The following is a 12,777-nucleotide window of genomic DNA, read 5'->3' as shown; positions in this document are numbered from 1 at the left end:
CTTTTCCACTCTCCCGCAGCTGCCCGTCTCCCGCACCGCAGGTATCTCGCCATCAAGTATCTCGTTATCGACTATCTCGGTGTCGACTATCTTGACATCGAGAGTAATTGTCGGAGAGGCTTCCCCGGGCCCGGGGTCGGAGTCGGGTCTGGGTCCGAGGTCCTCGGGGGAGTGTGGGATGCGACGGGACGGTGGAGCGGTGCGCGGTGGTGGCCGTGGGGCGGGGCTGCTGGCCCAGCTACGTGATCCGCCGGGCGGCCGCGACGCCCGGATCATGCTGCTCGCCCTGGCTGTGGACCGGACCGGTTCGGGGCTGTGGGCCGCGTCCTCGGTCCTGTACTTCACGTTCGTCACGCAACTGAGCGCCCAGCAGATCGGCGTCCTGCTGGGCGCCGCCGGGGTCGCGGGCATCGCCGGATCGCCCCTGGCCGGGTGGCTGGCCGGCCGCCTCCCGGTCCGTACGCTGCTGATCGGCTGCCATCTGCTCCGGCTGGTGACCCTCGCTCTGATCCTGGTCTGTGCGGGCTTCGGCGCGCTGCTGCCGGTCGTCGCCCTGACGTATCTGGGGGACAGGGCCGCCAAGACCCTGGAGATGCTCTTCGCCACCCGGGCCGCCGGTGAGCGGCGCGTGGCCTACCAGGCCCTGTCGCGCAGCGCCGCCAACGCGGGCTACGGCGTCGGCGCCGGGATCGCCGCCCTCGGCCTGGCGGTGGGCATCCTCGACGCCTACCGTGCGCTGATCCTGGGCAACGCGCTCTCCTTCGTCGTCGCGGCGGCGCTGGTGTGGCGCACCGTCGAACCGGCGCGGGGGCCGGTGCCCGGGGCGCCGGTGCCCGGGGCGCCCGCGGGTGGGGCGTCGGCAGGTGCGGCGCCGGCGGGCGTGGCGCCGGGGGTCCGTCCGGTGGCGGGCCGGAGTCCCTGGCGGGACCGGGGCTACCTCCGCTTCGTCCTCCTGGACATCCCGATGAACCTCGACGACTCCGTCCTCGGCGTCGGCCTCCCGCTGTGGCTGGTGAGCTTCACCTCCGCCCCGCACGCCCTGGTCCCGGCGTTCCTCGTCCTCAACACCGTGCTGGTCGTGGTCTGCCAGCTGAGCGTGTCCCGGCGCGCCGAGGGTCCGCGCGGGGCGGCCCGCGCGGTACTGCTCTACGGGGTCCTCATGCTGGTCACCTGCCTCTTCATGGCCCTGGCCACCCGGGGCGGGGCGTGGGTGGCGGCGGCGGTGCTGCTCGCGGCGGCGCTGCTGGTGACGCTGGCGGAGCTGATGCGCTCGGTGAGCTCCTGGGAGTTGGCGGTGCTGCTCGCGCCGGAGGACGCCCGCGCCGCGTACCTGGGGGTGGCGGGGATGTCGCAGTCCATCCAGAAGTCCGCCGGCCCGCCGCTGATCACCGGGGTGGTGATGGCCGCGGGTCCGGTGGGCTGGCTGGTGCTCGGGGCGGCGGTCGCGGGCCTGGCGGTGGCCCAGAACCGGGGCTGCGCCCGCCGACTCGGCGTCGGCCCGTCCGGCTTGTACGCCCCTGTCTTCCCCGTTAGGTAGACTGGCCTACCTAATTAATGGTGGAGGCGGTCGGCATGGGCGTGGCGAGAGGGACGGGCGCGGTGAATGTGGCGGGCGAGCCGACGACGGGTGACCAGCGGCCGGTGAAGCGGCGGCGCGGGGCGGCGCGTGGCCGGATCCTCGACGCCGCCGCGCGCCGCTTCTACGCGGACGGGGTGACGGCGACGGGGATCGACACGATCACCGCCGAGGCCGGGGTCGCGAAGATGAGCCTGTACAACAACTTCGATTCCAAGGCCGACCTCGTACGCGCGTACCTCATGGCCCGGCACGAGGAGTGGCTCGGCCTCTACGAGCACCGGTTGACCGCGGCCGCCCCCGGTCCGGCCGCGGCCGTGCTGGCGGTCTTCGACGCGTACGCCGACCACGCCGAGCTGGCCTACGAGCACGGCTTCCGGGGCTGCGGACTGCTCAACGCCGCCGCCGAACTGCCCGCCGGGCACCCGGGCCGCGCCGTCGTCCGCGCACACAAGGAAGAGGTGGAGTCCCTGCTCGCCGCCCACCTGCGGGAGCTGCTGCCCGGTCAGGAGGAGCGGGCCGCGGGCCTGGCGGAACACCTGGCGTTCCTGCTGGAGGGCGCCGTGGTGCGCGCGGGCCTGGAGGGCGACTCCACCCGCGTCCGGCACGCCAGGGAACTGGCATCGTCCCTGGTGGCAGCCCTGTGACCGGCGACCCTGTGACCGGCGACCCTGTGGCCGGCAGCCCTGTGACCGGCGGCGCGGTGGCTGCGAGGGGTACGGCTGCCGGGGCCGGGGCGCTCGCCGTGCTGCTGGCCTCCGTCCTCTGGGGCACCACCGGCACCGCGGCCACCTTCGCGCCCGGCGTGGGCCCGCTGGCGATCGGGGCCGCCGCGATGGGCCTGGGCGGACTGCTCCAGGCCGCGGTGGCGGGGCGCCGCATCGTACGGTCCCGGCACCGGCTGGCGGCGCGGTGGCCGACCGTCCTCGTCGGCGGCGCGGGCGTGGCCCTGTACCCGCTGGCGTTCTACACCTCGATGCACCTGGCCGGGGTCGCGGTCGGCACGGTGGTCTCCATCGGCTCGGCCCCACCTGCCTCGGCGCTGATCGAGCGGCTGGCCGACGGCCGTCGGCTGTCCCGGCGCTGGCTGGCGGGCGCCGCCCTCGGCCTGGCCGGAACGGCCCTGCTCTGCGCCGCCGAGGCCACCGGCGGCGGGGCCACCGGCACCGCCTCCGCCGGACGCACCGTCCTGGGCGTGGGCCTCGGGCTGGTCGCGGGCGTCACGTACGCCGGATACGCCTGGGCCGCGCACCGCCTGATCACCCGGGACGTCCCCGCGCGGGCGGCGATGGGGGCGGTGTTCGGGCTCGGCGGGCTGATGCTGCTCCCGGTCCTGGCGGCCACCGGGGCACCCTTGGTCGCCTCCTGGACCAACGCGGGCGTCGGGCTCTACATGGCCCTCGTCCCGATGTTCACCGGCTACGTCCTCTTCGGCTTCGGCCTCGCCCGTATCCCGGTGAGCGCCGCGACGACCCTGTCCCTGCTGGAGCCCGCCGTGGCGGCGGTGCTCGCGGTGTTGGTCGTGGGGGAGGAGCTGCCCGCCCTCGGCTGGGCGGGCGTCGCCCTCGTCCTCGCCTGCCTCGCCGTACTGACCACCCCGACGCCCCGGCGGACGCGGTCCGGGGTGCGGGCCCCCGTTGCCGCCCCGGAATTCGATGGAGCGGCGACGCGCCCGTAAGTACCCTGCTGCCGACTGCAGTTGTCCAGGCAAAGGGCGTTCCGTTGTACACCGTGTGAGACCTCCCGAGAGCTGATCTGTCGCGCGTCGCGCTTCTGCGCCGCGCTCCTTTCGCTGCGGATTTCTCACACTGGAACCGGTGTATATCTGTGCTCGAAAGCACGCTCGAAACCTGGGTGGTCACCCCCACCCGCCTGCCGCTCGTCCGCCGCCGCTGCCATGTCTGCGCGGCCGAACTCTTCCGGACGCGCGGCAAGTTCCGGATCAACGCCCACCACAAGCTCATCGACGCCTGGCTCCTCGCGCTCTGCACCACCTGCGGGCAGACCACGAAGCTCACGGTCCTGGAACGGACGAACGTGCGCTCCGTACGGCCCGAGCTGCTGGACCGGATGCACGGCAACGACCCCTCCCTGGCAGCCCAACTACTTGAGGAACCGGCCCTTTTGCGTCGTAACCGTGTCGCCCTCGACTGGGCCGGAGCCTGGCGGCTGGACACCGGCGGACCGGTCGACACGGACCGCGAGGTCATCGACGTGTCGGTCCGGTTCGCGGCGCGGATACCGGTCCGGCCGCTCCGGCTGATCGCCGAGGGCTGCGGACTGGCCCGCGCGGAGGCGGAACGGCTGATCGAGTCGGGCGGGCTCGTCGCGGCGATCCGTCTGACCGGCAAGGTATCCGGCGACTTCACCTTCACGCTGAAGCGCTGAGCGGATTCCCGTACGGCCCGTGCGCCGCCACCACCACGTCGGACGGTGGCGGCGCACGGGACCGGGCACCGCCGCTACTGCTCGGTGGTGGCCGTGGGGGTGGTGGTGGCGGCGCGCAGGAGTCGGAGCTGTCCGATCTCGGCCACGTTCTTCATCAGCTCGGCGTTCACCCACGCCACCATGTCCGCGACCGTGCGCCCCGCGTCCTTCGGCCAGGGGAACGGGGCGGTGGCGTCGAGGTCGGCCTCCGTCAGCTCGTCCAGTACGCCGAGCCAGCTACCGCGCAGCGTCCGCAGCCATGCGACGGCACCGGCGGCGTCACCGGGCCACGTCACGTCCTCCCGCTCGCGCGGCCGCCGGCCCCGCGCATGCGCGACCGCGGCCTCCCACCACCAGCCGATGTGCCAGCTCAACCAGCCGATCGTCGGAACGGGCACGGGCTCGGGCTCGGCGTCCGCCCAGTCCGCCACCCACCGTCCGTCGTCCTGGCGGCGCACGGTCCAGCAGTGCGCGGCAGGCTCCCACAGGACATCGTCGGGGTGCAGCCGCTCCAGGTGGTACTCGAAGAGTGCCCAGGTCAGGTCGAACTGTCCACGCAGTACGCCGACTCGCGAAGAATCCATCCGGCGACCCTTCCACAGCCACCCTGCCGACATCCGCCCCTTTTCCGCACCGCACGGCATACGTTGGGGCCACAGGGTCTCCGGAGCGCCGGCACCCATCGCCCCATCGCCCCATCGCCCCACCGGCCCACCGGCCCACCGGCCCACTGGAGCATCTGCTCACGACGGAGGTGTCCTCATATGCGGATCGGCACGACCATCTTCCTCACCGACCGGACGATCACCCCACTGCGGCTCGCCCGCGAGCTCGAACAGCGCGGCTTCGACGGCCTCTACCTGCCCGAGCACACCCACATCCCGGTGAGCCGGGACACCCCGTACCCGATGGGCGGCGAACTCCCGCCCGAATACGGCCGCACCCTGGACCCCTTCGTCGCACTGGCCCAGGCCGCCGCCGTCACCGAACGCCTCACGCTGGGCACCGGCATCACCCTCGTCGCCCAGCACGACCCGATCGATCTGGCCAAGCAGATCGCCACCCTCGACCACCTCTCCGGCGGCCGCTTCACCCTGGGCGTGGGCTACGGCTGGAACGTCGAGGAGGCCGCCGACCACGGAGTCGACTGGCCCGCCCGCCGCGCCCTGGTCCGCGACCGCCTCGCCCTGATGCAGGCCCTGTGGGCGGACGAACCCACCGCGTACGCAGGCGAGTTCGGGTCCGTACGGGCAAGCCACGCCCACCCGAAGCCGACCCAACGCCCACGCGGCCCGGTGACCGGCCCCCGCACCCTGATCGGCGGCGCGGCGGGCCCGAAACTCTTCGCGCACATCGCGGAACATACCGACGGCTGGCTCCCGATCGGCGGCGCGGGCCTGGCCGAATCCCTTCCGAAGCTCCGCACCGCCTGGACCGCCGCCAACCGCGACCCGAACCACCTCCAGGTCGTCCCTTACGCCGTCCTCCCGACGCCCGGCAAACTCTCCCACTACGCGGACCTGGGCATCGAAGAGGTTGTCCTCCAACTCCCCCCAGCCACCGAACCGGAGGTCCTGCGCACGCTGGACGCGTACGCGAAGTTCCTCTGACGTGCCGCTGCCGCCGGGAACGCTCAGGGTGAGCCGAGGCGTTGGCCCACCAGAACCAACTGAATGAAAACAGCCACCTCGCTCAGAGAAGCCCCAGCTCAACAAGTGTCGTCCCCGCGTGTGCGGGGGTGGTCCGTGGTTGTGGATGTTGTGGCCGCCCTTGTTGTGGCGGAGATCGTCGTCCCCGCGCGTGCGGGGGTGGTCCGTGCCCCGAGTACCAGCCCGGGGAATCCTGCGCGGTCGTCCCCGCACATGCGGGGGTGGTACTCCGGCTCTTGAGTCAGGTGACGTCATCGACGTGTCACCCCCGCGCGGGCGGATTGTTCGGCGTCTGCCGAAGCGTCCGGGTCCTACGGTCGGCGCATGCGAACCGCACCACAGCACCAGGTCACAGCCTCAGGCAGCCATCTGGCCATAACTCCGAGCATCCTCTACTTCGGCACGCCCGTCGTGCTGCTGACCACCGAGAATCCCGACGGCACCTTCAACCTCGCTCCGATCTCGTCCGCGTGGGCCCTCGGGCAGGTGGTCGTGCTGGGGCTTTCGCGGGAGGGGTGGACCGGGGCGAACCTGGAGGAGCGGCCGGAGCTGGTCATCAGCCTGCCGGAGCCCGGTCAGTGGGCGGCCGTCGAGCGGTTGGGCGGTCTGACGGGACGGCCTCCGGAGACCGGGCCCGGGAACCGGGCGGCGCGGTACGAGCCGGACAAGTTCTCGGCGACCGGCTTCCGGGCACAGCCCTCGCGGAGGGTGCGCCCGCCCCGGGTGGCGGAGTGCCCGATCCAGTTGGAGGCGCGGGCCGTCCGGGTCGCCCCCGACGTCGCGGGGGAGTTCCTGATCGTCGAGGCCCGGGTGGCGAAGGTGCACGCCGATGAGCGCCTGGTGGTTCCGGGGACCCAGCACATCGACCCCGCCGCGTGGAGCCCGCTGATCTACAACTTCCGCCACTACTTCGGTCTCGGCCCGGAGATCGGTCACAGTGGCATCTCCGAGACCCCGCGCGAGGGTCGGCGGATACTCGACCCCGGCCCGGACGACATCGGCGGACAGGTACTGACCGGACAGAGGGCCCCCTTCTTCGTACCGGCTCGGAAGCCGTAGGCGAGGCCGTTCCCGCCGCGTGGGGCCGTTCCTGCCGCGTGGGCCCGCTCAGTCGTCGTCGCGCTCGATCGCCTGGACGCAGCGGGCCAGCAGGGTGCGGAGGGTTTCCCGCTCCTCGGCGGTGAACTCGTCCGCGATACGGCGTTCGATGCGGACCGCCTCCTTGTCGGCGGCGGCGAGGGCACGTTGGCCGGGCTCGGTCAGCCTGGTCTCCAGGACCCTCTGGTGCCAGGGGTGCGCCGTCCGCCCGATCAGGCCCCGCGTCTGCAAGGTCTTGAGCATCGCCGTCATGGCCTGCGGCGTGACCATGCAGACGCGGGCCAGCGCGGCGGCGGACATGCCCGGGTACCGGGAGAGGGCGAGGAGCGTGGCGTACTGCGCGACCGTCAGGTCGGCCCCGCGTACGGCGTTTCCCTTGGCGGCTGTCAGCGCCTGCTCGGCCCGTTTGATGTCCAGTCCGAGCCGGGCATCCGGCGGCATATCCATCCGTGCAGCCTAGCAATTCCCGACCACATCAACTGTGGAATGGATATAAGGGATTTGGTATAAGCGCGGGGTGTATGGGTGCCGGCCCGCATTCGGCGACGGGCCGGTTTCGGCCTGTCGGCCGAAGTCGCGCGGTGAGGAGTCACGTTGACGCGGGCGGAGCGGGAGGCGGGTGCGGACGGTTCAGCAGATCACGTTGACGACGGTGACGAGGTTGTTCTCGTCCAGGCCGCGACTGGTCCAGGGCCGCACCTCGTCCCACCGGCCGTCCAGGTAGACGACCTGGAAGGCGTTGCCGTGGGCGGTGGCGCCGGCGTAGCGGTCCCGAACCTGGTGGTAGCCGCAGCCGTTCACGTTCCAGTACGGACCGCCCGGTCCGGAGCGGCCTTGCGAGAGCTTGATACAGGCCCGCCCGTACTCGCAGGTCGGGGCCCAGAACCCGCCGCCGTCGGCGGCGGAGGCCGGGCTCCCCGCAAGGGCGACGGCGGCTCCCGCGGTGGTGGCCAGGGTCGTGACCCATGCGGTGAATCGGCTGGTCGGTCGCACGTGGAATTCCCCTCTTTCCGCCGTGGACGGCATCGCGGGCCCTCGCGGTGCTTGCGTCGCTCAGCGCACCCCGGCGACCAGCTGCGGAAGCTTGCGCATGTCGTCGAAGACGATGGTGTCCGGTCCTTCCAGCCAGTGTGCCGGGGTCAGGCCGCCCGCGTAGCCGAAGGACCGCATTCCCGCCGAACGGGCCGCCTGCACGCCGTACTTGCTGTCCTCGACGACGACACACGCGGCCGGCGGGACGCCCATCCGTGCGGCCGCGTGCAGGAAGAGGTCGGGGGCGGGTTTGCCGTGGGCGACCTCGGTGGCGGAGTAGATCCGGCCCTCGAAGTGGTCGTGGAGCCCCGTACGGCCGAGGGTGTGGCGCATCTTCTCGTGGCTGCCGCTCGACGCGACGCAGGTGGGGAGCGTGATCCCGGCCAGCGCCTCGTGGATGCCGTCCACCGCCACCAGCTCGGCGTCGACGGCGGCGCGGTGCAGTTCCTGGAAACGCTGATGCCAGTCGGCGGCCCTGCCCGGCAGGCGGGCCTCGATCAGCTCACCGATCGATTTCTCGGACCGGCCGACGAACTGCTCGACGACCTCCTGCGCAGTGAGCGGCCACCCGAGCTCGGCCCCCACCTGTACCTGGACGCGGACCGCGAGGGGTTCGCTGTCGACGAGCACACCGTCGCAGTCGAATATGACGAGTTCGGGAGCGGGAGGAGCGATCATGCGGCCAGGATAGGCCCCGCGCTTGACCCTCACGCGGCGTGAGACCCCAGGGTGGACGACATGGCGGAGCACCTGACCGTGGGGCGCGTGGCCGAGCTGGCCGGAGTGAGCGTCCGCACGCTGCATCACTACGACGGGATCGGTCTCGTCAGGGCCTCGGCGCGGACGGCGGCCGGTTACCGGGCCTACTCGCCCGACGACGTGGAGCGGCTGCGGGAGGTGCTCGGCTACCGGCGGCTGGGCTTCGGGCTGCGCGAGATCGCCGACCTCGTCGACGACCCGGCCACCGACACGGTCGCCCGCCTGCACCGGCTGCGCGGCCTGCTGCTGGAGCAGCGCGACCGGGCCTCCGCCGCGGTCGCCGCCATCGACACGGAGTTGAGGGGACGGGCCATGGGGATCAGGACGACGTCGGAGGACCAGCTCAAGATGTTCGGGGCGCGGCTGTACGAGACCATCGGCGCCGACTACCCGGCGACCCGGCGCACCGAGCCGCGCATCGCCGCCCGGGTCTGGGAGGCGCTCGGCGACGCGCGCACGGTGCTGAACGTGGGCGCGGGCACCGGCTCCTACGAGCCGCCGGACCGGGAGGTGACGGCGGTGGAGCCGTCGGCGGTGATGCGGGCCCAGCGCCCCCGGGGCGCGGCGCGGTGCGTGGCGGCCGCGGCGGAGAGCCTGCCGTTCGAGGACCAGTCCTTCGACGCGGCGATGGCCTTCAGCACCGTGCACCACTGGGACGACCCGATCGCCGGGCTGCGCGAGATGCGCCGGGTGGCCCGCCGGGTGGTGGTGTTCACGTACGACGCCGGCCCGCCCGGCTGGCGCCACCGGTTCTGGCTCACCCGCGACTACCTGCCCGAGTTCGCCGGTCTGCTCGACGACTGGCCCTCGCTGGCCGATCTGACCCGTGCGGTCGGGGGCCGTGCGGAGCCGGTGCTCGTCCCGTGGGACTGCGCCGACGGGTTCTTCGAGGCCCACTGGCGCCGTCCCGAGGCATACCTGGAGGAGGAGGTGCGCCGCGCGGTCTCGGTGTGGACCAGGGTCGGGGCCGAGGCGGAGACGCGCGCGGTGGACCGGCTCCGCGAGGATCTCGGATCGGGCCGGTGGGCGGAGCGCAACCGGGACCTCGTCGCCCTCGACGCGGCGGAGCTCGGCCTGCGCCTGATCGTGGCCTGAGCCCGAGACCGGTCGTGGCCTGAAAGGTCTGAAAGACGGGGAGCCTGCAACGCCTCTGAAGACCCCGGTACGGGAAATCCGGCGCCGATACTCCGATGACCAGCCACAACACTTGTGCGATCATCATGTGTACTCGTCTTTATGAATTATTCACACCAGGCTGGAAGTCGCCGGTGTGTCACCGCTCCGGGGGGAACGGCCTTGCTCACTCGCCCACGTACGCACACGCGCACCCGCGCGAGATCCGGGCGGCGCGCCGTCCGTACAGCGCCGCTGCTCGTACTCTCCGTACTGCTCTCGCTGCTCCTGCCCGCCACCGCCGCCACCGCCGCCACAGGCCAGGAATCCGCCACCACGCGGAACACCGCCGCCGGAGCCGATTGCGCCCACCCCCCACTCAACGGGTACAACTCGGCCCCCACCGCCGCCGATCCGGTCAGCGGTTGCCGCACCTTCACCGCCCCGGCCGCCGGGCTCTACGACGCGTACGCCATCCGCGACGACGGCTACCGCACCCCGCTCCGCGTCGAGGACGCGACCGGTGCGGCCGTCTGCGAGTACTGGATCAGCTGCACGCTCCCGGCCGCAGGCGAGTACACCGTCCGCACCGAGTCCGCGAGCCTGATCATCGACCGCTCCGCCACCACCGGCTGCGAACCGGTCGGACTCGGCCTGTACAAGGGTGAGTTCACCGCCGCCGGTGAGACGGACTGCCTGTCCCTCCCGCTGCCCGCCGGTGCGCAGATCGCCGCCGTGGAGCCCACGAGCTCCGGCGCCCCGCACCCGGCCGTGACGGTCGTCGACGCGGCCGGCGAGGACGCCTGCCCCTACCCGGCCAACCCCGGCAGCGGCACCTGCGTGCTCACCGGCAAGGCCCCCTTCCGGGTGCTGACCGTCAACGACGGCACCGCGAAGCCGACCGGCCCGTACGCCCTCTCGCTGCACCGCACCGACGCGGCGGCCGACTGCCAGGTCCTCCCGGCCGGCGACTTCACCGCCGCCTCGCCCTCCGCCCGCGCCACCACCGGCAACGGCTCCGTAGTGGACTGCCTGACCATCCCGGCCTCCGACCACAGCGTCATGGAGGTCGTCCAGCTCCAGGCCGCCCCCGGCACCGGATCCCTCGCCCACCTCCTCGTCGTGGACACCCAGGGCAAGGAGAGCTGCCGGACCTACACCCCGACCACCTCCACCTGGATCTCCTGCGCCCTCACCCCCGGCGTCGCCCACACCGTCCTCGTCATCGGCCGCGACGCCGCCTCCGAGTACGTCGTGACCCGCCGGGACGTCACCGCGACCGCCAAGGGCTGCGCCGCGAACCCGGCGACCAGGCCCGGCGGCGCCTCCACCGAGGGCACCCTCGGCGCCCCCGGCGAACTGCGCTGCCGCCAGGTCACCACCGGCGACACCGAGGACGTCCTCCACATCGACGCCCGCGACGCCCAGGGCACCGCCACCGTCGCGCTCTTCGGCGACCAGGGCCAGGGCAGCGGCGCCGTCAGCAGCGGCCCCCGCTGCACGGTCGACCGGGCGTGCGCCGTCACCGGTTCCACGCACTACCAGGCGGTCGTCCACGTCCCGGCCGCGAAGAAGGCCGCCGACACCTACCGCTTCGACGCGATCCGCATCGCCGGCGCGGACGGCCCGGCCGCCGAGTGCGACCAGGTGAAGAGCATCGCGTACGGGTACGGCCCGATCACCGGCACCCTGGACGAGCAGCACGCCACCGTGTGCGCCGCGCTGCCCACCGTGTACAGCGACCGCTTCCCGATGGAGATCAGCGACACGACCGGCGCCACCGAGACGGCCGTGCCCGCACTCCACGACCCCAGCCTCGACAACGGCTGCTCGTACTCCACCCTCACCAAGAGCTACGAGTGCCGGGTGATCGAGAGCTACTCCCGTGAGCTCACCCCGAGCATCCTCGTCCTCTCCCTGCCGGAGAAGGCGTCGACGACCTCGTACAAGGCCGAGGCTGTCTGCTCCGGGCTCTGCGGCGGCGAGCGGGTCACCCTCACGAAGGTGTCCCCGAACACCGCGCCCGCCGGGGGGAAGACCACCGTCACGGTCACCGGCTCCGCCCTGCACGAGCAGTCCCGTCTCCTTCTGCGCAACGGCGACCGCGAGATCACCGGCACCACCCTCGCCGTCTCGCCCGACCGCCGCACCCTCACCGCCGAGGTGGACCTGACCGGCGCGCCCGAGGGCGCCTGGTCGGCGATCCTCCTCGGCCGGGGGAACGGCGAGTACGGCAAGCTCTCCTTCACCGTCACTTCGGCCCCGCTCACCAGCACGGCCCCGCCCACCCTCAGCGGGGAGGCCCGCGTCGGCGAGTACCTCACCGCGACGACCGGCACCTGGTCGCCGAAGCCGACGTCGTACTCGTACCAGTGGTACGGCGACGGGAAGCCGATCAGCGGGGCCACCCGGTCCGTGTTCACCATCCCGGCCTCCCTGATGGGGAAGAAGGTCGGCGTCACCGTCACCGCCCACCGGGACACCGCGCCGGACGCCACCGCCTCCTCGGCGACGCTCACCGCCGCCAAGGGCTACCCCCTCGGCTGTGTGGTCTGCCCGGAGGTCAAGGGCACGGTGAAGGTGGGCGCCAAGCTCACGGCCACGAGCGGCACCTGGAACTGGACCCCCAGCTCCGTCGCCTACCAGTGGAAGGCGGACGGCAAGGCGATCTCCGGCGCCACCTCCGCCGGCTACACCGTCCCGGCCTCCCTGCTCGGCAAGCGGCTCAGCCTCACGGTCACCGCCCGCCTCAACGGTTTCGGGGACGGCCAGGCCAACACGGTCGGCGTGAAGGTCGCCACCGGCAGCGCGCCCAAGGCCACCAAGAAGCCCACGATCTCGGGCACCGCGAAGGTCGGCCGCGTCCTCAAGGCCGCCCACGGCACCTGGACGCCCGCCCCGACGTCGTACACCTACCAGTGGTACGCCAACGGCAAGGCGATCTCCAAGGCCACCAAGTCCTCGCTGACCCTCAAGTCGGCCCAGCGCGGCAAGAAGATCACGGTCAAGGTGACCGCCCGCCGCACCGGCCACGCCAACGGGACGGCCACCAGCGCGGCCACCAAGGCGGTCGCCCGCTGACGGACGGAACCACCGCCGCACCGACCGCCCCCGGGGACTGCC

The 12,777-nt window shown here is 72.6% G+C and carries 12 protein-coding genes; 8 read left to right on the top strand and 4 right to left on the bottom strand.

The window, feature by feature from the left end:
- Window positions 1-178 precede the first annotated feature (178 nt).
- From ACWC97_RS28275 to ACWC97_RS28260, 4 genes are all read left to right on the top strand, one after another.
- Window positions 179-1,537: an MFS transporter gene (locus ACWC97_RS28275; protein WP_450652309.1), complete on the top strand. Its 1,359-nt coding sequence runs from the start codon at window positions 179-181 to the stop codon at window positions 1,535-1,537.
- A 35-nt stretch (window positions 1,538-1,572) separates the two neighbouring features.
- A complete protein-coding gene (locus ACWC97_RS28270) occupies window positions 1,573-2,223 on the top strand; it encodes a TetR/AcrR family transcriptional regulator (protein ID WP_352278607.1) in 651 nt (216 codons plus the stop codon).
- A gap of 56 nt (window positions 2,224-2,279) precedes the next feature.
- Window positions 2,280-3,254, top strand: a complete 975-nt coding sequence (locus ACWC97_RS28265) for a DMT family transporter (RefSeq protein ID WP_450652307.1) — start codon at window positions 2,280-2,282, stop codon at window positions 3,252-3,254.
- 149 nt (window positions 3,255-3,403) lie between these two features.
- Window positions 3,404-3,964, top strand: a complete 561-nt coding sequence (locus ACWC97_RS28260) for a DUF1062 domain-containing protein (RefSeq protein WP_352278609.1) — start codon at window positions 3,404-3,406, stop codon at window positions 3,962-3,964.
- Between the two features lie 74 nt (window positions 3,965-4,038).
- Here the strand turns inward: ACWC97_RS28260 and ACWC97_RS28255 are convergent, their stop codons facing one another.
- On the bottom strand, window positions 4,039-4,587 hold the full coding sequence (locus ACWC97_RS28255; RefSeq protein ID WP_352278610.1) for a DinB family protein: 549 nt from the start codon (window positions 4,585-4,587) through the stop codon (window positions 4,039-4,041).
- A gap of 180 nt (window positions 4,588-4,767) precedes the next feature.
- Between ACWC97_RS28255 and ACWC97_RS28250 the strand changes: the two genes are divergently transcribed.
- Both ACWC97_RS28250 and ACWC97_RS28245 read left to right on the top strand, forming a co-directional pair.
- Window positions 4,768-5,613, top strand: a complete 846-nt coding sequence (locus ACWC97_RS28250; protein WP_450652305.1) for an LLM class F420-dependent oxidoreductase — start codon at window positions 4,768-4,770, stop codon at window positions 5,611-5,613.
- A gap of 363 nt (window positions 5,614-5,976) precedes the next feature.
- Complete coding sequence (locus ACWC97_RS28245) at window positions 5,977-6,711, top strand: flavin reductase family protein (RefSeq protein ID WP_352278613.1); 735 nt, start codon at window positions 5,977-5,979, stop codon at window positions 6,709-6,711.
- A 48-nt stretch (window positions 6,712-6,759) separates the two neighbouring features.
- Here the strand turns inward: ACWC97_RS28245 and ACWC97_RS28240 are convergent, their stop codons facing one another.
- The 3 genes from ACWC97_RS28240 to ACWC97_RS28230 form a co-directional block, all read right to left on the bottom strand.
- Entirely contained in the window at window positions 6,760-7,197 is a 438-nt protein-coding gene (locus ACWC97_RS28240; protein WP_352278614.1) for a MarR family winged helix-turn-helix transcriptional regulator, read from the bottom strand.
- Window positions 7,198-7,380: 183 nt separating this feature from the next.
- Window positions 7,381-7,743 carry a hypothetical protein gene (locus ACWC97_RS28235; RefSeq protein WP_352278616.1) on the bottom strand — a complete coding sequence of 121 codons (363 nt, stop codon included), beginning with the start codon at window positions 7,741-7,743 and terminating at the stop codon, window positions 7,381-7,383.
- Between the two features lie 60 nt (window positions 7,744-7,803).
- Window positions 7,804-8,460, bottom strand: coding sequence for an HAD family hydrolase (locus ACWC97_RS28230; protein WP_352278618.1), 657 nt, complete (start codon window positions 8,458-8,460; stop codon window positions 7,804-7,806).
- Window positions 8,461-8,520: 60 nt separating this feature from the next.
- On the opposite strand from ACWC97_RS28230, the gene ACWC97_RS28225 reads away from it, so the two are divergent.
- Window positions 8,521-9,636 carry a MerR family transcriptional regulator gene (locus tag ACWC97_RS28225; protein WP_450652302.1) on the top strand — a complete coding sequence of 372 codons (1,116 nt, stop codon included), beginning with the start codon at window positions 8,521-8,523 and terminating at the stop codon, window positions 9,634-9,636.
- A 201-nt stretch (window positions 9,637-9,837) separates the two neighbouring features.
- A complete protein-coding gene (locus ACWC97_RS28220; protein WP_450652301.1) occupies window positions 9,838-12,735 on the top strand; it encodes a hypothetical protein in 2,898 nt (965 codons plus the stop codon).
- The last annotated feature ends 42 nt before the right edge of the window (window positions 12,736-12,777 follow it).

This window comes from Streptomyces sp. NPDC001108 (genome assembly GCF_053598535.1).
The sequence above is the reverse complement of the archived record's forward strand: the minus strand, read 5'-3'. Positions and strand labels throughout refer to the sequence as shown.